This window comes from Undibacterium sp. 14-3-2 (assembly GCF_016595265.1).
GTDB classification, from domain to species: domain Bacteria; phylum Pseudomonadota; class Gammaproteobacteria; order Burkholderiales; family Burkholderiaceae_D; genus Undibacterium; species Undibacterium aquatile.
The window spans coordinates 20419-41871 of record NZ_JAENGS010000007.1 but is presented as its reverse complement, the minus strand read 5'-3'; the positions used below and the strand labels follow the sequence as shown (position 1 = coordinate 41871).

Below are 21453 nucleotides of genomic sequence, written 5' to 3'. Positions count from 1 at the left end.
TCAAAATATTAATAAAAAAAGTTTTTATTTTCACTATTGAAATAAACAATAAAAATATAGATAATCACGCAACGTTTACTAAAAAACAATTCAAGATTCATCCGATAAATTGAATTTTCAGTGCCCGCGTCAACTGAGAGAAAGAACGCAAGCATGTTACGAATTTTGTTCCGTTTAACATTTGTTTATTTCTCTGCTATCTGCTGCGGAGTCACTGATGATTAACGCCGCCTTAAGTCACCTCGCCGGACAACTGAATCAACAGTTCAAAAATAATTTTCAACTGATAGAAGATATTGCTGTTGTATCGAATCTCTTTGAAACGGACGGAACAGCAGCAGCGCAAGCCAATAATAAACTGGTACTGACACTGGTTAATATTGAAAAAGACACCCTGCCTTATCGCGCGAACCAGATAACGCGCACGCAAGATGAACGCCAGGTAGTGCAAAGCAGCCCTTTATATCTGAACTTATATGTGATGATGGCGGCAAATTTCGGCGCAGGCAATTACGCTGAAGCACTTAAATCTATTTCTCAGGCAATCAGCTTTTTCCAGCAACAAGCCTCATTCGATCATAAAAACAGCCCTGGTCTCGACCCACGTATCGAAAAACTGATACTGGATATAGAAAATTTAAAAATTCCTGATTTGAATAATTTGTGGAGTCTGCTAGGCGGACGCTACCTGCCGTCGGTTTTTTACAAAGTGCGCATGATTACCGTCGAGAGCGAGGCCGTTATCGGTCAGGTACCGCTTATTACAAAAACTCAGCACTCATTTGAAGTGGGCATGCAATCGTGAGCGAATACCTGCGCTTATTTACGGTGTATGTACGGCATGATTTTTTCGATCAGGGAGCTGGTACGCATATCCGTTTTGAGCCGACGAAGGAATGCGCCCTTTTCATGCAACGGGAAAATATCTTGCTGCGGAAAAGCTCTGATAGCGTAGAGATCTGGCTCGAAACCAGCGACATTGAAAATCAAGTCACAAGCACTGAAAAATGGAACTTCTGCTTTGCCGTCTTTTCTGACGACCCATTAATGAATTTCTACACGCGCTGGCCAATGCCGCTACCGCTCTGCTTCAAAAATTCTGCGGCAACGGCTGACAGTGTGAACGAACTGCTGCATGCAGAAGAAATGGTCAACGAAAATGCCGCAAAAAAGAGCGCTTATGTCAGCACGAAAGAACCTCTATTTCTAGTTTCGATAACGGACGACTTTCCGGTAAATACGAAAAAAATTGATGCAAGAGAGTTCTGGATTCAGCTGGAAGCGCGCCCCATACATTGGAAATATTTTTTTTCAGGCGCTCTGGCATCGCGCAAATTAAAAATCATTGATTTAAACAGTAGCAATGAAGACGAAGGTATCCGCTTCATCCCTTCGTCTCAGGTAGTTAGCAAGACCAGTGTTGCCTTCGTTTCTGAAGCGGCACTGCCGATGAGAAGCATTCCGTCACAACGTTTTCAACTGTGTGAAGAGGGTGTCACAGGAAAAGTATTAATGAAGCGATTACCAAATGCCAACGTGCAGCATATTGGCAAAGAAAGACGTCCCGACGGGCATTCATTCGTCGTTGCGGAAATTTATATTCATCAATAATTTTCAAAGGAATACATATGGCTGGCGCGTATAAAACCCCTGGTGTCTATATCGTAGAAAAAAATGCTTTTCCTAACTCAGTTGTCGAGGTTGCGACTGCAGTTCCTGCATTTATCGGATACACCGAAATAGCAAGTAACAAAGGAGCGTCGCTTAAAAATAAGCCCTGGCGCATTTCCTCCATGTCTGAATTCGTCAATTTTTTTGGTGGCGCTCCGAATGATAAGTTCGCCATCGATACATTCCCGAGTGAAGATGCCAATGTAAAAAATGCGCCTAACAGCGATTTCAGAATTGGCGACGACGAATATCAGTTACTTAACACCAAAAGCCGCAACTATCTCTACTACGGTATGAAGTTGTTTTTTCAGAACGGTGGCGGCGCATGCTACGTCGTTTCTGTTGGTGACTATCAGGCAAAAATCGAAAAAGCCGCTCTTGAAAGTGCATTTGACGAACTGCTCAAGGAACAGGAACCGACAATGATCGTCATTCCTGATGCGATGTCCCTCAGCATGGATGACTGTATTTCACTGCAACAGGCAAGTCTGATGCACTGCGGCGGAAAAATGAAGAATCGCTTCTCCATTCTTGATATTTATGATGGCTACAAAGATCGTCGTGACGATGGTGACTGCATCGCAAAATTCCGCAATGCTTTAGGCACCAGCTTTCTCGACTTTGGTTCTGCTTACTATCCCTGGGCAAACACGTCCATCGTACAACTCTCTGATTTAGGTTTTTCCAATATCGCTGATCTCAAAAAGTTGAGCGAATGCCTGAAAGCAGAAGTGAATATCAGCACCCTGCATCAGGATAAGAAGGATGCTTATAACGAGCAAATCGACAGCATAGAATCGGTACTGGCAGCAGCTGAAAAGCTGAAAGCCGATAAAAAAGCAACAGCGGAATCCGACTCGAAAAAAACCGCCGAAGACAGAGCGAAAGAAAGAGCCGCGTTAGAAGCAATGTCGGACGAAGATAAGAAAAAAGCGAAAGAAGACGCTGATAAAAAGACGAAAGCGGAGGCAGAAATCAGTTCAGCGCCGGCTGAATTGCACAAAACATTGTTCACGATCAGCCCTTTGTACGTGAAAATTTTAAGTGCCATTCAGGTCAAGCTGAATCTGTTGCCACCATCAGCTGCCATGGCCGGCGTTTACACACTGGTCGATAATTCACGCGGCGTGTGGAAAGCACCAGCCAATGTCAGCCTGGCGTCGGTTGTTTCTCCTTCAGTCAATATCACCCACGACGAACAAGAAGATCTGAATGTCACGACCGCAGGTAAATCGATCAATGCGATCCGTAGCTTCATCGGCGAAGGAACGCTGGTCTGGGGTGCCAGAACCTTGGATGGCAATAGTCTCGACTGGCGCTACATCAACGTGCGTCGGACCATGATCATGCTGGAAGAATCCCTGCGTCTGGCAACGAAAGCTTATGTTTTCGAACCGAACGTCAGCGGCACCTGGGTGACGATCAAAAGCATGGCAAGCAATTTCCTGACAGGCATCTGGAAGCGCGGCGGCCTGGCCGGAGCAAGCCCGGAAGATGCATTCAGCGTGCATGTCGGCCTGGGAGAGACGATGACTGCTGAAGATATTCTGGAAGGCATTTTGCGCGTCACTATTCTGGTTGCACTGAGCCGCCCGGCCGAGTTCATTGAAATTACGTTCCAACAGCAGATGCAGAAATCTTAAAAATGCTTTTATAACGCAATACCGCGTCATTAATCAGCGTATTTTTTAAAGTTACTTTCTTAAAGAGGTTTGTTATGGCAGATGATGGATCTAAACAATCAGCGAATGTATGGCCTTTGCCAAAATTCTATTTCCGCGTGAAATGGGACTCCAACGAAATGTCATTCCAGGAGGTATCTGGCCTAGATGTTCAGTCAGAAGAAATTAAATACCGTCACGGAAACAGCCCTGTTTTCTCCGTGATTAAAATGCCCGGAATGAAAAAATACGGCAACATCACGATGAAAAAAGGCGTGTTTAAAGGTGATAACAAGTTCTGGGACTGGCTCAACAAAATTAAGATGAACACCATCAAACGTGTTCCGGTCACGATCAGTCTGCTTGATGAAGAAGGTAATGACACAATGGTATGGACTTTGACTAATGCGTGGCCAACGAAGATTTCAAGTACCGACTTGAAATCAGAAGGCAATGAAGTGGCGATCGAATCTATCGAAATTGTCCACGAAGGTCTGACTATCGCTAATAAATAAGCATTGATATGACTGGTGAATATTTCGAGGAAGGCTACCCTCCTGCCGCGTTTTATTTCACGGTTACCTTTGGTAACGGCGTACAGGTTCCTGATGCTTCCTTCAGCGAAGTGTCAGGAATCAGTCTGGAGATGGAAACGGAAGCTGTTGTGGAAGGTGGAGAAAACCGCTTTGTGCATCAGCTTCCAAAGAGTATCAAACATCCTAACCTTGAATTGAAGCGCGGCATTTCCATGCTCAACTCGCCGTTGGTCAAATGGTGCAAAGATACATTGGAAGGTGCCTTTATCAAGTTGATCGTTCCTCAAACGATTATCGTTAAACTCAATGGCGCAGATGGACAAGTACTACGGGCATGGGCTTTCATTGATGCTTATCCCGTTAAGTGGGATGTCGAAGGATTTAACGCGACAAAAAATGAAGTGGCAATCGAGAAGATGACTTTTGCCTATACCTATTCGAAACGTAGTAAATGATCTGGCGAAATCATGTCGATAGAAATTAAAGAGCTGATTATCAAAACGACGATACTGAATCATCCTCAGAATAAGGAGGATGAAGTTATTGTGGATAAACAACTCATCAAAGACGAAATTCTGACGGAGCTCCGGCAGATGGTACAAAGTCTTCTACGTGAACCGAGGGAGCGCTGATCGTGTCCGGGCAAAAAACACTGCTCAAAATTTCAGGTTGCACCGTCGCTGAAAACGGATCTATCAGCGTTGATAGCAGCCGCCCATTTTTTGAGGCGCTGATTAACCCCTCAGGATACGGACATGATTTTTCTATCAAATATGCAAAAAACCAGACCTTGGGTCAAGCTGGGAATGAGGCAAAATTTCACGCCAGCCAACCACAAAAACTCAATCTCAAAGAACTGATTTTGGATGGGACGGGTGTCATTCCCGGCACAAAAAAAACGGTAAAAGAACAAGTTCAGACTTTACGAAACACGATCTACAGCTATGTAGGAGTAAAGCATGAAACCCCTATTGTACAAATCGTGTGGGGCAGTCTGATTTTCTACGGGCGTGCAGAAGGAATGAAATTTGATTACACACTGTTCAAACCGAACGGTGAACCGCTGCGCGCAAAAATCACACTCAACTTTGTGGAGTACATCAGCCCAGGGGAAATGGGGAAAAAGAAGGCTGCAAGCTCACCAGACCTGACTCATCTGATCACGGTCAAAGCTGGCGACACGCTGCCGCTGTTATGCGACAGGATTTACCGCGACAGTGGCTACTATATGGAAGTCGCTCGCATCAATGGTCTTAGTTCTTTTCGCAATTTAACACCCGGAACAACGCTTAAGTTTCCGCCATTGGCGAACTAAAGATATCCGACGATGCTGTTACTAATTTGAAATAAACAACCATGGCTAATTCTCCATTGAACGACAGTACAGGGGTTCTGAGTTTTCTGATTACCTGCGACGGTCAGAGCATGCCAGACCTGGTCAAAGTGGTCTCTATAGAAACCCGGCATAGTTTTAACCGGATTCCCTCTGCGACAATCACCATTCTGGATGGCGATATGCCAAACGGACACTTTCCTGTTGCCGATGCGGGAAATTTCAAACCCGGAACAAAAATCGTTATCAGTGCAGGCTATGATTCGAAAACTCAGGTGATCTTTGAAGGCATCGTTATTAAGCATGCCGTAAAAATTAATGGCGAAAATTATTCGCGACTCATTATCGAGTGTCGTGATAAGGCGTTAGCCATGACGGTTGGCCGCAAAAATGCCAGCTACGTCAACAAAACGGACAATCAAATCATTTCAACGCTGATCAGCAATCATGCGGATTTAAGCGCCACAGTCGATAGCACCAGCGTCACCTATAAAGAACTTGTTCAGTATTACGTGACGGATTGGGATTACATGATGGCGCGCGCTGAAGTGAATGGCTTGCTTGTCAATGTTGACGCAGGAAAAGTGAGTGTCGCAGCGCCTGCAACCAGCGGAAGCCCTGTACTCACTCTGACTTATGGTGCCGATCTGCAGGAATTCCAGGCGGAACTCGACTCCTGCTGGCAATTGAGCAGCGTCACCAGCACCAGCTGGGATCTGGCAAAGCTAGCCATCGTGCAGCAAACTGCACAACCGGAAAAACTGACTGGTCAGGGGGATCTTGATTCAAAGACGCTTGCAGCAGTACTGAATGCCGGTGATTTTGGTTTGCAAACCGCGGCACCGTTAGAAAGCGACGCCTTAACAGCCTGGAGTAAAGCGCAGCAAACCAAAGCAGCACTCTCACGGATCCGTGGCCGGATGCAGTTTCAGGGAAGCGCGCTGGCAAAACCGGGCGTGTTACTGGAACTGAAAGGCGTAGGAAAACATTTCAATGGAAATGTCATCGCGAGCAATGTCATTCACAGTATCAGTGACGGTAACTGGGTCACCGAAGTTGAATTCGGTATGCCGACATATTGGTTTACCGAAGAACATCAGATACAAGCGCCAGAGGCGGCGGCATGGACCGCTGGTATTAGCGGATTACACATAGGCATCGTGCTGAAACTCGATGCTGATCCTGAAGGTCAATACAAAATACAAGTTTCGATCCCATTAATGAATGCGGCTACCGTTGGCGTCTGGGCCCGGTTTTCGAGCTTTTACGGCTCATCGGGTTTTGGCGCATTCATTATTCCGGAAATTGGTGATGAAGTCATTCTGGGGTTCTTTAACAATGATCCATCCTGCCCCGTTATTCTAGGTAGTTTGTACAGCAGCAAACATGTACCGCCATATGAGCTCGCAGCAGAAAATAATTTTAAAGCGATCGTCACACGCAGCAAACTGAAACTTGAATTTGACGAGGAAAAGAAAATTATTACCTTGATTACACCGGGTAAAAATAAAGTCGTCATCAGTGACGAAGATAAATCCATCCTGCTTCAGGATCAGAACAATAACAAGGTCGAGCTGAGCCCGAGCGGCATTTTGTTGGATAGTCCCAAAGACGTCACCATCAATGCAAAAGGAAAAGTAGCAATTTCAGCTGTACAAAATGTCGAAATTACCTCGCAGATGGATGTCAAAACCACAGGTCTCAATATTAATAGCACAGCCAACGTCAGCTTCGTCGCCAAAGGAACCGCCAGCGCAGAGCTGTCTGCTGCCGGTCAGACTACGGTAAAAGGCGCCATGGTCATGATTAACTAAACGGAAGAAAGTCACAACCATGCCTCCTGCCGCAAGAATAACCGACATGCATGTTTGTCCCATGGTGACTCCGGGTCTGCCACCGATCCCGCATGTCGGCGGACCAATTTCCGGACCTTGTGTACCAAATGTGCTGATAGGCGGCCTACCGGCAGCCGTGGTCGGAGACCTATGCGTCTGTGTTGGACCTCCAGACAGCATAGTTAAAGGTAGCGCAACAGTCATGATCAGCAGCCGCCCGGCAGCGAGAATCGGCGATACGACCGCGCACGGTGGAAATATCGCGCTTGGTTTTCCGACAGTCATGATCGGTGGCTGATTTTATTCGGGAGATAAAATGAATCAAAACATATCATTTCTTGGCACCGGCTGGAATTTCCCTCCCGAATTCTCAAAGCGTGGCAACGTGATCATGGTCAGTGCAGAAGAAGATATCAGGCAAAGCTTGTTCATATTGCTGTCAACCTCACCCGGCGAACGTGTAATGCAACCCAATTTTGGTTGTGGACTGAAAAATCAGGTCTATGAAAATATCAATGAAAGTACGGTAACGATACTGAAAGACATGATCGGGCGCGCGATCCTGTTTTATGAACCACGTGTGATTCTTGAAAATATTGTGACCGATGCGTCTGAGGCTTACGAAGGTAAGCTGAACTTCACGATTTTCTACACGATCATCAGCACCAACACCCGTCACAATATTGTCTACCCCTTCTACTTGCGTGAAGGCACCGATGTGCAACTCTAAGCCCGCATCAGGATCGGTATGAAGTCACAGTTGATGATCAGCGATGGCCGCAGTCAGTTGCAGCGCCAGTTACCGGCATTAAGTGGAGATTACTTCCATCTCAACGAGATGCGCTTTGAACAACTCCTCGCTATCGCGAGTGAATATGCGCGCCTGATGCATTTTTATCAGCCTGATCTCAGTACCGATGGCGACTGGTACCAGTTCTTCGCTGCGGATGAAACGGTGTTGATAGCGACCATATTGGCTGTTGACACACAATTTCTCTCAAAGCAGTTTGAACATCGATTGCAAAGCGAACCGGATTATAGCGACTGGTTCCGTACCGACATCGCAACAAAGTTGGACGCATCGTATCGGGATCTGATTAACTCGCCATTACTGGTTCTCCGTTTACTGAATCAGTGGCTGACCGCATTCAGCCTTTTACCAAATAATCTCGCCAGCCAAGCCAAAACCTTATTGGAAGGTATATTGCGTGGTCTGAAATGGGAAATTCAAAGCCTGATCAACAGTACTCCCGCAGAACTGAAAGTCTATGTGAATGCTTTGTTCAGCAAACAATTTAAAGAACTCGTTGAATGGCCAACAAACTCAGTAACCGTAAATTCACCGGTAGAAAAACTAACTGTTTCAACGACGCAGATTCGTCATAATTTCCATACGCTGAATCTGGCAATCAACATGTTGCAAAACGGGGTAAAGAAACTATTACCAACGTCCATTACAAGCGGCAATCACGATCCGGCTATCAGCTTATTAATCAGTTTCATACGTCTTTTTGAAAAACTAAAAAAACGGCTTAATCGGTTCAGCGATAAGCATATCGATTTTTATTATGGCCAGGTTCTCGGTATGGAGCCGCAACGGCAACGGCCAGACAGCGCGCATATCGTCGTCAAAACCAATACAGCCGTACGCCAGATTTTCATCGAAAAAGGAGCAGAGTTCATCGCAGGAAACGATACTGCGCAACGCGACATTGTTTACAAAGCGGATAACAGCGCTCAGCTCAGCGATGCAAAAATTGCGGCGATACACACACTTTTTTTCGATAAGCATGCGTCGGCGTCTCAATTACTGACGACGCAATCAGCCTATTTGCGCACGATAGAGCCTCCACCGCCGGATGGAGAACAATCCCTGCATGAAAGTCTGCCGCCCCTTCCTCTGATGGGTGCGCCGAAACACGGGGAGCACGTATCCGGAGGAAGCGCAGCTCGTTTTGGTTTTGCGATTGCAAGCCATACGTTGCTGATGCACGAGGGCGAGCGTACCGTATGCCTCACATTCCAGTTCCGCAATAACAGCAAATATACCCTTGAGTCCAGTCTGAAAGAAATTGCCAATCAGATTTGGCAACAGGAAAAACATACACAACATGGGCAGACATCACGGCTAAGGAATGTCGATGTGTTTGTGAAGCTCGTTCGCAGTATGTTTCTTCTCTCACTGACCAGCGCCACTGGCTGGCACCAGATCACTGAATATCGTCCTGAATACCAGGGATTAAATGCTGAATTAAGCGCCAACTGCCTGACCATTACATTCACCCTGCCAGCCAGCGCTCCGGCGATCACAGAATACCAGGAGAGTATTCACGGAGCTGGGTTCCAGACAGCCCTTCCTGTTCTGCGGGGAGAAATGACGCAGAATGAATATGCCTATCCCTACGATATTTTAAATCAGTGGTTTCTTGACGAAATTCATATCGACGTGCACGTCAATGGATGCCGTCAGCTTGTATTGCATAATCACATAGGACAGGTCAGTACACTCGCACCTTTTTTACCGTTTGGCCCCCTTCCCGATATCGGCTCTTACTTAGTTTTGGGTTGCGAAGAAATATTAAGTAAACAACTACGTGATCTTTCAGTTGATGTTGAGTGGGCGGGATTACCAAGCTCTCCCGGGGGATTCGTCAGCTATTACAGTGCTTATGATTCACCGCTCCAATCCGGCGCAGTGCAGATAAAAATGTCGGTATTGGCCGATGGCAAGTGGATCAGCGCAAGCGTCAATGACAATCTGTTCCAGCATCAAACGAATGACGATGGAACGCATAGCAATCAAGTGCGTACTGAAAACCGTCTCAGTTTTCGTTCAGTTATCCCGTTCTATAAACAGAGCTTACCAACACCTCAGGCAACAGCAAGTACGGCGTTCAGCTATACGTCAGCAACCATGAACGGTATGTTCAAAATCAGTCTGAATGCTCCCGATGGTGCTTTTGGCCATCAGGAATATCCACATTTGCTATCGCAAACGCTGACAAGCAATGCGCAAACCAAAAAAATAAATCTGAGAAAAGCCTTACCTAACCCACCCTACACGCCACAAATCAGCCGTATTGTTTTGAACTACGAGGCCTGTTCGAAAATAAGCTTCGAACACAATAAATCAGAAATACATTCTTTTTTTTCTGAACAATTTATTCATCTCCACCCCATCGGTTACGAGGCGATTCAGATTCACGATAACAAAGATGTTGCCTTGATTCCTGACTACGACGGAACAGGAAATTTATTGATTGGTTTAACTGCACAACGTCTTTCCGGACCGTTGAGTCTCTATTTCTATTTACGTGAAGACTCGCTGCCAATGACAAAGATTGCAGATGCCAATCTGACCTGGTCGTATTTATCATCCAATCGCTGGAAAAAATTACAGCAGGCACAAATTCTGGATGACTCCACGCAAGGATTCATGACCAGTGGCATCGTGCAATTGCAGTTACCCGATGATATCGACAGCGATCATACGGTGATGCCAAATGATATGTTCTGGCTGAAAGTCACGGCGCAGCGCGGGCTGGAACGGTTTTGCAGCCTGTACGGTATCTATACTCAGGCAATCAAAGTCACGTGGGATGCAAATCAGGGGCAAAAACTGACCTCCGTATTACCAGCATTCAGTATCAATAAAAGCCGCAAGAATATTGCCGGTATCGACCAGATACTACAAATCAGATGCAGTTTTGATGGGAAGTCAGAAGAAAGCGTTTCACAATTCAGAACACGGGCGAGCGAACGTCTGCGCCATAAAAATCGCAGCCTGACTGCATCGGATTATGAATCGCTGATTCTGGAAAAATTCCCTCAGGTCTATAAGGTAAAGTGTTTTTCCAACCTGTGTACAGATCATGGCTCACGCAGACAGATACGGCCAGGGCATATTCTCATCGTCCCTATTCCCCACTTAAATCAGGGGGGGCATAGCAATCAGAAACCTAATCTGAGCGGACATCTGATTCATGAAATTCAGAGCTTCATCAAAACTTACGCCCCGGCTGACGCGACCATCAGTGTAGAAAATCCAGTGTATGAAGAAATACAAGTGCGTTGCACTATCAAGCTGAAAACAGAGTTCAATAACAGCCGTTTTGGCGGACGTTATATCGAGCAGATTAATCAGGCTATTTGCGACTACCTCTCACCGTGGAATGTACACGGCCAGCATCGGCATTTCGGATGGTCGATACAGCAGCATAACGTCGTTTCATTTCTGCATGATCTTGAATATGTCGATGAAGTCAGCGGCGTATCCATGTTGCAAATTTGCCCGGTCGGCAGCTCTGCAGAACTACTGTACGCATTAAAAGATAACGCCAAATTTTCACATCAGGAGAAAGACCTGCAGCCAAGTTATCCATGGAGTATCGCGGTACCAATTAACGATCACTGGATAGTCATTGCCGACAAACCCGGACAACACTCTGCGAAAGCCATTGGCGTCAATGAGCTCAAAGTAGGTTCCACATTCATTATTCCAGCGAGAACAGAGACATGACCCGAAGAACGCGTCAAATGCTACAAGAGCAGTTTAAATATGGAAAAATGCCGACTGAGGAAGATTTTTCCGATTTAATCGAATCCATGCTGAACATGCTGGATGAAGGTTTCGATAAAACACCAGAAGCAGGATTCAAAGTCGCGCAACTACGCGATGGAAAACTGGTCAGTTTTTACAAGGACATTAATATCGGAAATGCACTCTGGTCTCTTGGGCTGGAAAAATCCAGCGACAATCTGAGTATTCAGGATGCCCGCAATCAGGCACTTCTGACCTTATCCAGTACAACCGGAGTCGATGGCGTGCATCGCACGGCAGTAGGCATCCGCAAAACCCAACCGCAGCACGAGCTGGACGTTGCTGGCTGTATTGCATCTCACGGCCGCATCGGGCGCGAAGGAGAATTAGCAGTACCAGCCGATGGTCGCTGGTACGACATTACTGAAACGATGACGGGCTGCCAGGCATGGGAAGTGATCGCCGGAGCCGGAGCAAAAGACAGCGATGGCCGTTATGCGCTGACCCATGCGTTTGCATTAAATGCATTTAATGCAAATGGCAGCATTACTTATCATCAAACACATTTCGGCAACAAATGCAGCCGGATCGAACTTCGATGGATCAATGACAATCCCGAAAAACCATTTGAATTTAAATTACAAATGCGGGTTGGTTGCAGCTACGGTGATGATGTATGGATTAAATATCATCTGACCCAACTCTGGCTGGATACCCTGATGTTAGAAAGCGATCAGAAACCATTACGTCAGCCGGTTCCTCAGTACGATGCCAAAGGCAAGGTTAAAAATTAATCCATGAAAGATTTAATTTCATTCTCTTTGAGTCTTGCTCAGGGCAATCTGATACTGGAAGCACTGGTTGAACGGCCATTTAAAGAAGTTTTTGAAACGATAGGACATCTGAACCAACAAGCGGCAGCAAGCTTTCCCGAAGGATCGGATGAAGAGGATATCGGTACCATCAACGTCAGCGCCAGTCAGTTGCGTCTGATTCTGAGTGTACTGGGGGAAATGCCCTACAAGCGTGTCAGTGCCCTGTTACACAGCATGCACCAGCAAATGCAGGAGGCAAAGGAAAGTGATCAGTAAAGATCACATTAATCGTCTGCAAGCAGATTCTGACGGCCTCGACTTCGATGGTCTCAGGATGCAGGGTCTCGAGCTTTTGCAAAGTTTGTCCAAAGAAAAATGGACAGATTACAATTTGCACGACCCTGGCGTCACTCTGCTGGAATTACTTTGTTATGGCCTGACCGATCTGGTCTACCGCACCGATTTTGACGTCAGCGACTTTTTATGCGGACAGGACGGCGGTATCGATTACAAAGCCTTAGCGCTCTATGCACCGCAAGAGATTTTCGTCAATCAAGCGCTGACTGATCTCGATTTTTGTAAATTAATTTACGACAGTTTGCCAGAAGTAGAGGACGTGTGGATATTGTCAGCAAATGACGATCACCCGATACCGGGTATGTTTTCCGTCTTCATCAAACCCCACGAATCCTTATTCCTTCCAAGTAAAAAAGATACTCGTCAGGTGCAGCACACCTTACGCAATGATGTCATCCGCTTGTTATCAGAACATCGCAACCTCTGCCGCGACATCGATGAGATCCACGTCGTCACTCCGCAAGCCTATACATTAGCGGGTGAAATCGAAATTGACGATAGTCGTCCGCGTGCTGAAATTTACGCCGATATTTACTTCCGCTGCGCAAAACTGATAACCGCTGGTAGCCAGATTTTACGTTTTGAAGACGCCATACATCAGGGACTGCGATGGGAGGAAATTCTGTGCGGGCCTTTAACAACCCATGGGTATATCAACGAAAGAGATTTTTCCCAGGAAAATTATGACATTGATGTCATGAAGCTGATTACTTTAGTGCGTCATATTCCAGGCGTAAAAAATGTCAAATCGCTGTTTCTGGTCGATGAAAACGGGGCTAACCTAGAATTGGTGCATATCGGCCACAAAGATATCAACTGTCCTGCATTGCACTTTGTTGAACAAAGCGAAAAAATACACGCCCTGCGTCTGGTACATGGAAGAACCACGTCGCTGGACGCGAGTCATGATGATGAAAAAAACGTTCAGAAAAACACTCTGCAAAACAAATATGAAACCCGGGAGTTCGGCGAACAAATCGCTTTGTATTTAAAAAAATATGAATTTGAACATAATGCATTTCGCCGCAACAAAGGAAAAATCGATCACATCATACAACTGCCTCAAGGGCAGCACCGCGACTTCGCACAATACAGTTCGCTTGGTGAAAATACTCCTGCAATCTATGGCATCAATCACTATGGCGTACCAAAGTCAGAGCCACCAGAGGTTCATGCCAGAGCACGACAATTAAAGGCCTACCTTTATCCGTTCGAACAAATGATGGCGAATTACTTTGCGTCATTAGAAAACATACGTAGTCTTTATTCCATCGATAAAACGCTGGATCGCAGTTATTTTTCGCAGTTTCTTACGAATGCAGAAATTCCTGACATTAAGCATTTATATACATCAAAAGCAAACGAGTCAGAAGTCGCAAAAATTATTGCCGGACAAGATAACGTCTATGACAGACGCAGCCGTGTACTGGACTCATTGCTCGCCATCTACGGCGAAGAATTTCCCACCGAAGACCTGCGACGCTATAACTACTATCAAGACGAAAAGCTGGAACAGGATCTGATTAACAACAAAATACATTTTTTGAAACACCTGTGTGAACTCAGCAGCCGACGCGGTAGTGCAATCAATGTTCAGAAAGAATGGGATGTTGAAAGTCTTACTCCTTTACAGAAACGTCTGCAAATTCTGACCGGTTCAGTCAATGACAAAAAAGTAAATTCACTAACGGAAGCACTCCGGGAAAAAATTAAATTCATCAGCAATGGCCGTTATAAAGACGGACGTCTAAAGCAAGTCAACGCCCCCAACACAATTGCCTACGAAAATACCAAAGCGCTTGCTAAACCCGCTGACTATATGTCTGATCCGGCATTTGCCCTTCCTGACATGGAAGTATGCGAATACTTGCTGCGTGCCGGAGTCGATTGGGCTAGTTTCAGATCCCTGCCCGCTGGGCGTACGCATGCATGGTTATGCCTGACTGTGCAGACGGAAGAAATCTGGCCTCTTCTTCTTTTGCCGACCGAAAAAATCAGTCTGTATGCGCAACACATGCAACATGCCTTAATCCAGCTAAGTATGGATTGTGAAGGATTTCATGTTGTCGAGCACATCTTACTGCGCCCACGCGGTGAGAAAACTCATCGTAAGATTTCACATGATTTTTATGCCCATCGCGTCAGCGTTATCCTGCCGGGTTTTACCGCAAGATATGCTGATCAAAAATGTCGCAACTGGATAGAAAATCTGATTGCGCAACATCTTCCTGCCCACATCTTGCCGGAATTTTTCTGGTTGGAATTTGCCTTTCTGGCGCAATTTGAACTGCGCTATAAAAATTGGATGAGCGCACTAAAAACTTTTGCGCTGGCAGGCTACAAAGCTGACGCCCAAGATCTGGATAATAAAGCGGGCGATCTGATTGAGTTTTTGAAAAAAAATCGTCATCAGCAAACCAGACATTTCTGGATATAAGAAAAATGCGAACGTCCAATCTCATCCATCATTTAGTGTTTGATCTGTCGTTTGCTGACATGCAAACGGATGGCGCTACCTCAGCTGATTGGATTAAATCGTCTCTGCTGCCTGTCATAGATCAGGTATTGGATGACATATGTATCGAATTGGGAATAGGAAAAAAGGAAGTTAAACGAATAGAAAAACTGGAAATCGACTTGGGATGTATTCTGCAGGCCGAATCAGAATCCGAATTAGCACGCCGCCTGCACGCTCAATTGCGTAACGCCTTATATTTCCAAATAAGCGATTCTTCTCATGATATTGCCCCACCGGAAGCCACCAGCGAAGCCCATCAGCATCTGCTGGACTTTCTGCAAACAGGACAAATCAGTTGGAAGTATTTAAGTGACCGGACAAACGCACATAAAAAACTTTTGCAAGCCGTACTTGACGAAGAAACGCCCGATGACTTATTGCGTAGTGTAGTGTCGAATCAGCGCCGCTTACTGCGCCTAATCCGTCAATTTGATACCGGCACATTGTTCGCCATATTGCGTCAGGAGTTACGAGAGTGGCCGGAAGATAATCAGGATTTATTGTTTGACTGGCTGAGTCTGGAACTCATCACCCTTCATGGTAAGCGTCCGTTAATTGAACAATTCTGGTTGTCAGTACTACCGCTTCTTGATTCTGCTGACAAGAATTTCGACTCAGTGATACAAGCGTGGTTGTCTGCCCAGCAAAAAAATAAAAACCAGGTAATCCACATTTACCAAAATTTTCTTGAAAAAAATTCATATTTATCACGGCAGTCACGTGTCGCGATGAATGAGGCGATACAAAAACTTCGCGCAGCAACGGCTACTTCTGTGTCATCAGAAAAATTACCGATAAACAGCATATCGGACGAGCTTGTACGTTCATATCGCTTCAAAATAATGGCGTCGAGAAGGCTGCCTGCCAATGCAGAATATTTATCCTCAGAAGAAAAATCCAGGACGAGAAAAATCTCGTCCCCGTCAACATCAAATACAAGCATTACGGAAGATGCCGACGACAGGAATATAAGCCGGCAATCGACGAGCGCACTATCCTATTCCGACAGAGAAAATCCAACCCCAGCCGCTTCGTTGAATCAACTATTCAATAGCAACGTCGAGTCCATAAGGGCACAACACAGTGATTGCTGGCAGCAGTGGTTAAGTGAATTTCCAGTAATAAGTTGCCTTGAGCTGATCGCTGTCCTGCAAGAGCATTGTAGTGAGTACATCCGCGGACAATTAAAGAATAATCTGCACACTCTCAGTAAAGAGTGTCTGGATCAGCTTGTTACGTATGCGCTATCTGCGCGGGTCAATAGCCTTGAAGTCGCAGACCTGGAGCGTATGTTGGCAGGGAACAGGATATTGGCTACGCCATTTCCCAAACAAGTACACGGGTCAGAGCCACGAAAAAGTGTTGGCATAGAAAAAAATGAAGCTACACCTGAAGTTACAAAAAAAAATCCCCAAAGCCAGATATTAAGTGCATTAAAAAATGCTGACATCCCGCGTTTATCAGGCCTATGGAATCTGTTGATCAACAAGCATCCAGCACTGATTATCAAGTTATTACCGGATTACAAAATACAATGGCTGAACCATTTTCCGCTGCACTTCCTGAGCGACATCGGCAGAATTGTACAAACAGAAGCCAGTCGCGTATGGCAACCCAAAATCCAGTTGGGTTATCACGGCCAGATTGATGCAGCGACCCGCGCCGGCTTTGACATTTTATTTACTGCAAAGACTCAGACTTTATCAGTACAAATTTTTATCGCTAAAATAAAATCACTGGTTCAGGAGCAACCGTCGTTGGCTGTCATCTTGCAGTCGATCGTCGAAAATGCGACTGCACCATCCCCCTTGACGCATCATGCGCCTATCACTACAGCTACTAAGCTTGCTACTACAGTTGTTGATAACGAGACGGATAACTACACAACAATATCTACGTTGCAATCAGCACTTTGCAGCAACGATGTAAGCACGCTTTCCAATGCAATTGAATACGCGTTGGCAAACGATATGCCTCTGCTGATTCGCATCCGACATCAGCATTGGCGCAGGTGGTGGAAAAACCTGCCGAAACATCTGCTTCACCTGCTCATTCTTCAATTGCATGCATCGATACGCCCTGAACTTCAGGCAATATTGCAGGCAAAAAAAGGCATTTCTTTCTCTACCGTAGAGAGACTTCTTCCCTTGCTGTTAGCCAGCCCAGAAAATTCTTTCAGCAGAGAACAACTCAACGCGATTATTGCGTTGGATGAAAAACCACTTGAGAGCAGCGACGCTGACAACGCCAGGCTGGTGACCAACACTCCCATCAGAAATAACGGAAACACTAACGCTGTTCCTGATGAGCTGAATGAGCTAACTATTGCTTTTCAGCGCGCAGACATGCATCGGATAAACGCAATCTGGCCTGCACTGATTGCGAGTCACACCAGACAATTACAAACTACGTGGTTCTCACTCACCAATGATCAGAGAAATACATTAATTGTCCAGTTGCCGATAGAAAAACAGCTTGTCTTGATACAGATTTTGCATCCGAACTTTGCGCACTATGTAAAAGAAATGAGTGTTTACGCCACTGCGCTGGCAAACATTATCTCGGATAACAGAGCAACAATTTCGTTGGCAGCAGAAAAAATTTCCGCCAACGTCATATTGGACAAGGTATGCACATTTTGTTTGCAGGCAGAGTCATCGTCGGAAAAAATGACGATTAAAAATATTTTTATGGTGGCTTTCGCAGACAAATCGAACATTGACGAAAATAGCTTGCGGCGCGTCTGTAACGACGCCCGCTTAGCTGATACAAAGTATCTGCGTCATATTTTTCCTTCTGAAAACGTATCTTTGAAAAACGAGAGCACGCCCTTGGCAGATAGTTTCAGGGCGTGGCACCAAGACAGGATACAACTGCAGAATTTAGGTCTCAACAGAAATGAATTACTTCGCTATTTACATTGGCTGATGTGGCATCAAAACGCTAACGAAGGAAAAGATTTCAGTCTGATGTTAGCCAGTATCAAAGAAGCGGAAAAACATTCCAGCGCACCAGAGCTTTTCCTGCAATACGTACTTGAAGCGATCAGAAATGGCGAAAACGTTGACATAGAGTCGTTACGAAAAAAAGCAGAAAATCAGCCAACCACCTCGCGCCAGCAAGCTCAAGCTTTCGAATCAACGACTGACGATCCTGCTGAAAACCGTCCGAAAAATCTAGACGAAGCATACTTCGCCTCTGCTAACCACGAGACAAGTGCAACCCAACCCACACTCATGGAAAATATTGAGTTACTTAATCAAGTTGATCAGGCTTTATTGTCAGAGACAGGCTGGAGTGACGTCGTTGCACTGCTGAAACGGCAGCCGGAAGTATTGACAATATTACGCAGCGCCCAATTACATCGGTTCATTTCAACATGGGTGAATCAGGCTGCGAGTAAAGGCATTTCATCTGTATTTTTAGATGAAATGGAAAATCTGGCGTTGACAACAAAATCCATTCGTCTTTTTTATATCAACATCATCCGGCAACTCCTGAATGAAAAAAATGGCAATCTGCCGAACCTGGAAACACTGCGTGGAAAACTAACGGAAACAAGCACATACGCCATTGATGATCGGCGTCAGTTACCGTTGAGCGGTCTTACTGGAGCAGAGTATATCCCCATGACTAAACCAGATGCCGCAACGAAGGATAAAACGTCATTCAACTCACAATTGCTGCAGTTATTATCAGCTACCTCGTCGATAAATAGCCCCCAACCATCTGTTATCAATAGCATCGGTATCACCGGAGAAAATTGGCACGCAAAGCAGGTATCTGATACGACGAATTACTCAACAGAGCTTTTACCAACTCTGAATAAACTGGTGTTTCGTCAGTGGGTTTATCAATGGCTGAACTTAACCGCATCCTCATTTCTTGACGAAAACCCGCCAGATGAATTGCAACTCGAAATTAACTTTTCAAATACATCCACAGAAATTTTTACGAACTTACTGCAAGCAATCAACAACACGGCGCCAGCATCTATCGTAAAAACGTTTCAGGAAATTGCCGATGCCAGCTTCCATCTGGATAAACAATTCTGGTCACTCATAAACAAGCGTGGCCGGAATAATTCGGCAGATGAGATCGCCTATCAGCAATGTGTCGAGCTCATTCATCAGGTCCCCTGGAACAGAATCACGTCTGATGAGTTCTCGTCAACGCGGGACAATACCCCTGATAACGTCACAGCGAGCCATCAGTCGCCTCTGCCTATGAGCACGCAAACGACACTGACCGGGCAGCTTGCCCATGCTTTGTTGCATAGTCAGTTAAACAAGCTGAGTCATATCTGGCCTGAACTGATTCAATATCATGGTGATCTGTTAGCGCAAGCGCAGTGGCGTTATTTACGTCGTATCGATCTGCGCAGCAAACTGATCACAGATCACGATCCGGCGATACTGAAGGACTTGATCGCTGCGCTGTCTGAGACGGCAGCCCATCTTCTCGAAGAATTATGGCATCAATGGGAAATTTATCGACCAGCGTTACGAAACGACATGTCATTAATGACGTGCCAACAGAAGAGCCTGGCATCCATGTTTAATGCTCTTCTCGAGCAAAAGACAGATTCAGAAGATGTCTCTGCTGTCGCCGCCACAATTCTGACGGCACTGACGGAAAAGCCGTTGTCTCATCCCCTTACGCAAGAAATCGCCATTTACTGGAAAGCGGCGAGCCAACACGGACAGACACCGCATTGGTTTACTGCCCTTCAGGTCCTATTTCCTGAGACAGACTGGCACAAGCAAGAGTGGCAACAACAGTTACGTCGCCGTTTAAAGCAAAGCGATCCGACAGTCACCAGAGAATTCTGGAAAAGCCTTGCCCGACATCTGGAAAGGAATACTGTTCAGCTTGCGCCAGCCAATGTATTGCATGAAGAAACCAGCAGAAAAACCGATACTGCCAGGGCTCATGTCACAGACAACGCTCCAGGCTCCCTGATCAATACCCAGCATACGGCATCTGTTCAGACAGCAGGAAACCCTGACTATATCTACCAGGCGATGGTAATGGCTGCGTTGAAATTGACGAAGCCATCTTTGCTATCGTCTGATGGCAATGTAAGTAAGACCGCGAATGGTACGCAGGCGAAACAAGCAACACTGGAAAACTGGATTTCACAATGTGTATTGCTGCTGCAAAAGCATGCGCCTCTATCGATGCGTGATGAACAATTTCTGAACTTTATCTTAGATAAAATCTTTGAGATGCCCTCTTCCACCCGTGAAGAAATATCGCTCGCCTTGCATTCGGAAGTCGCTGTCGCCAGGCTGGTTGAAGCAGCGTCCTGCGCAACCCTGCAAAGACTATGTCATTGTCTTATGCCGGAACTGGATATGCGATTACCTGAGTTAGTAACACAGATAGAAAATGCGCTGGGAATCAACCTGAAGCTAACTCAAACCATTTTTTTAAAGCAGACGTGGTTAGCAATTTATCGAGCTCAGTTTGCCAAGTCACGTCCGTTGACAATGCAGGAATTTGTCACTCGCTTCCTACGCGAGCTGTGCAGTGTATATCCGTTGCCAGACATTGATATCTGCCTGCAGTTACTCAAGGAATATCGCGAACATACTGAAATTGAAAAAGTAGTGCAAACACACCCTCAAAGCACCGAAACATCGGCACAGATTCCGGCGGAACAGGCTATGTTCAATAGAGATTCATATGTCTTGAATGCTGGCTTGGTTATCGTCGCGCCATACATTCAACGCCTGTTCGGTATTTTAGAACTTACAAAAAATGCGGCCTTTATCGACGACGCTGCCGCGCAACGAGCAATACATCTTTTACAGTACGTCGTCACAGGCGAAGAACAAACACCAGAATATCAATTGACCTTGAACAAACTATTATGCGGCGTACATGGAGGCGTCCCCATCGTTGCAGGAATACAGATGACGGAGCATGAAAAGGAAGTAATCCAGCAAATGCTGGTGGGCGTAATTACACACTGGAGCGCGATCGGAAAAACGTCGATCCAGGGCCTGCGTGAAACGTTTCTGCAAAGAGAAGGACATTTATTCAAGCAAGAAGAAAGCTGGCAATTACATATTCCATCAGCAACGTTCGACATGCTGTTAGATCGTCTTCCCTGGAGCTTCTCCACCATTAAGTTCCCGTGGATGCCCGAACCCTTGCACGTTACCTGGCGTTAATCACTGAT

At 45.8% G+C, this 21453-nt stretch carries 15 protein-coding genes; all 15 read left to right on the top strand.

Features of this window, described 5'->3' with window-relative positions:
* Positions 1-217: 217 nt before the first annotated feature.
* The gene (locus tag Undi14_RS15160; RefSeq protein ID WP_200181306.1) at positions 218-805 is read left to right on the top strand and encodes a DUF4255 domain-containing protein; all 588 of its coding nucleotides are present in this window, start codon (positions 218-220) and stop codon (positions 803-805) included.
* Positions 802-1611 carry a hypothetical protein gene (locus tag Undi14_RS15155; protein ID WP_200181305.1) on the top strand — a complete coding sequence of 270 codons (810 nt, stop codon included), beginning with the start codon at positions 802-804 and terminating at the stop codon, positions 1609-1611. The genes Undi14_RS15160 and Undi14_RS15155 overlap by 4 nt, the downstream gene beginning before the upstream one ends.
* A 17-nt stretch (positions 1612-1628) precedes the next feature.
* Positions 1629-3314, top strand: a complete 1686-nt coding sequence (locus Undi14_RS18320; protein ID WP_190478725.1) for a phage tail sheath C-terminal domain-containing protein — start codon at positions 1629-1631, stop codon at positions 3312-3314.
* Positions 3315-3388: 74 nt separating this feature from the next.
* Positions 3389-3847 carry a phage tail protein gene (locus Undi14_RS15145; RefSeq protein ID WP_186883737.1) on the top strand — a complete coding sequence of 153 codons (459 nt, stop codon included), beginning with the start codon at positions 3389-3391 and terminating at the stop codon, positions 3845-3847.
* 8 nt (positions 3848-3855) lie between these two features.
* Positions 3856-4323 carry a phage tail protein gene (locus Undi14_RS15140; RefSeq protein WP_186883738.1) on the top strand — a complete coding sequence of 156 codons (468 nt, stop codon included), beginning with the start codon at positions 3856-3858 and terminating at the stop codon, positions 4321-4323.
* Between the two features lie 12 nt (positions 4324-4335).
* Positions 4336-4500 (top strand): DUF5908 family protein, encoded by a 165-nt coding sequence (locus Undi14_RS15135; RefSeq protein WP_186883739.1) that lies wholly within the window; start codon positions 4336-4338, stop codon positions 4498-4500.
* 2 nt (positions 4501-4502) lie between these two features.
* Positions 4503-5183 carry a peptidoglycan-binding protein gene (locus Undi14_RS15130; RefSeq protein WP_370527212.1) on the top strand — a complete coding sequence of 227 codons (681 nt, stop codon included), beginning with the start codon at positions 4503-4505 and terminating at the stop codon, positions 5181-5183.
* Between the two features lie 41 nt (positions 5184-5224).
* Positions 5225-7015 (top strand): type VI secretion system tip protein VgrG, encoded by a 1791-nt coding sequence (gene vgrG, locus Undi14_RS15125; protein WP_200181302.1) that lies wholly within the window; start codon positions 5225-5227, stop codon positions 7013-7015.
* 46 nt (positions 7016-7061) lie between these two features.
* Complete coding sequence (locus Undi14_RS15120; RefSeq protein WP_223826899.1) at positions 7062-7334, top strand: PAAR domain-containing protein; 273 nt, start codon at positions 7062-7064, stop codon at positions 7332-7334.
* A gap of 18 nt (positions 7335-7352) precedes the next feature.
* Complete coding sequence (locus tag Undi14_RS15115; RefSeq protein WP_200181300.1) at positions 7353-7766, top strand: GPW/gp25 family protein; 414 nt, start codon at positions 7353-7355, stop codon at positions 7764-7766.
* An 18-nt stretch (positions 7767-7784) separates the two neighbouring features.
* Positions 7785-11555, top strand: coding sequence for a baseplate J/gp47 family protein (locus tag Undi14_RS15110; RefSeq protein ID WP_200181298.1), 3771 nt, complete (start codon positions 7785-7787; stop codon positions 11553-11555).
* On the top strand, positions 11552-12370 hold the full coding sequence (locus Undi14_RS15105; protein ID WP_200181297.1) for a hypothetical protein: 819 nt from the start codon (positions 11552-11554) through the stop codon (positions 12368-12370). Before Undi14_RS15110 ends, Undi14_RS15105 begins: the two co-directional genes overlap by 4 nt.
* A 3-nt stretch (positions 12371-12373) precedes the next feature.
* Positions 12374-12667, top strand: coding sequence for a hypothetical protein (locus Undi14_RS15100; RefSeq protein ID WP_200181296.1), 294 nt, complete (start codon positions 12374-12376; stop codon positions 12665-12667).
* Positions 12657-15185: a hypothetical protein gene (locus tag Undi14_RS15095; RefSeq protein WP_200181295.1), complete on the top strand. Its 2529-nt coding sequence runs from the start codon at positions 12657-12659 to the stop codon at positions 15183-15185. The genes Undi14_RS15100 and Undi14_RS15095 overlap by 11 nt, the downstream gene beginning before the upstream one ends.
* Before the next feature lie 5 nt (positions 15186-15190).
* Positions 15191-21445: a contractile injection system tape measure protein gene (locus Undi14_RS15090; protein WP_255520393.1), complete on the top strand. Its 6255-nt coding sequence runs from the start codon at positions 15191-15193 to the stop codon at positions 21443-21445.
* Positions 21446-21453 lie beyond the last annotated feature (8 nt).

Excerpts from the sequence above, each read along its gene's own strand:
- Undi14_RS15120 (WP_223826899.1), top strand. The coding sequence starts at position 7,062 with ATGCATGTTTGTCCCATGGTGACTCCGGGTCTGCCACCGATCCCGCAT.
- Undi14_RS15105 (WP_200181297.1), top strand. The coding sequence starts at position 11,552 with ATGACCCGAAGAACGCGTCAAATGCTACAAGAGCAGTTTAAATATGGA.
- Undi14_RS15100 (WP_200181296.1), top strand. The coding sequence starts at position 12,374 with ATGAAAGATTTAATTTCATTCTCTTTGAGTCTTGCTCAGGGCAATCTG.
- Undi14_RS15090 (WP_255520393.1), top strand. The coding sequence starts at position 15,191 with ATGCGAACGTCCAATCTCATCCATCATTTAGTGTTTGATCTGTCGTTT.
- vgrG (WP_200181302.1), top strand. The coding sequence starts at position 5,225 with ATGGCTAATTCTCCATTGAACGACAGTACAGGGGTTCTGAGTTTTCTG.
- Undi14_RS15115 (WP_200181300.1), top strand. The coding sequence starts at position 7,353 with ATGAATCAAAACATATCATTTCTTGGCACCGGCTGGAATTTCCCTCCC.
- Undi14_RS18320 (WP_190478725.1), top strand. The coding sequence starts at position 1,629 with ATGGCTGGCGCGTATAAAACCCCTGGTGTCTATATCGTAGAAAAAAAT.
- Undi14_RS15160 (WP_200181306.1), top strand. The coding sequence starts at position 218 with ATGATTAACGCCGCCTTAAGTCACCTCGCCGGACAACTGAATCAACAG.
- Undi14_RS15140 (WP_186883738.1), top strand. The coding sequence starts at position 3,856 with ATGACTGGTGAATATTTCGAGGAAGGCTACCCTCCTGCCGCGTTTTAT.
- Undi14_RS15110 (WP_200181298.1), top strand. The coding sequence starts at position 7,785 with ATGAAGTCACAGTTGATGATCAGCGATGGCCGCAGTCAGTTGCAGCGC.
- Undi14_RS15145 (WP_186883737.1), top strand. The coding sequence starts at position 3,389 with ATGGCAGATGATGGATCTAAACAATCAGCGAATGTATGGCCTTTGCCA.
- Undi14_RS15135 (WP_186883739.1), top strand. The coding sequence starts at position 4,336 with ATGTCGATAGAAATTAAAGAGCTGATTATCAAAACGACGATACTGAAT.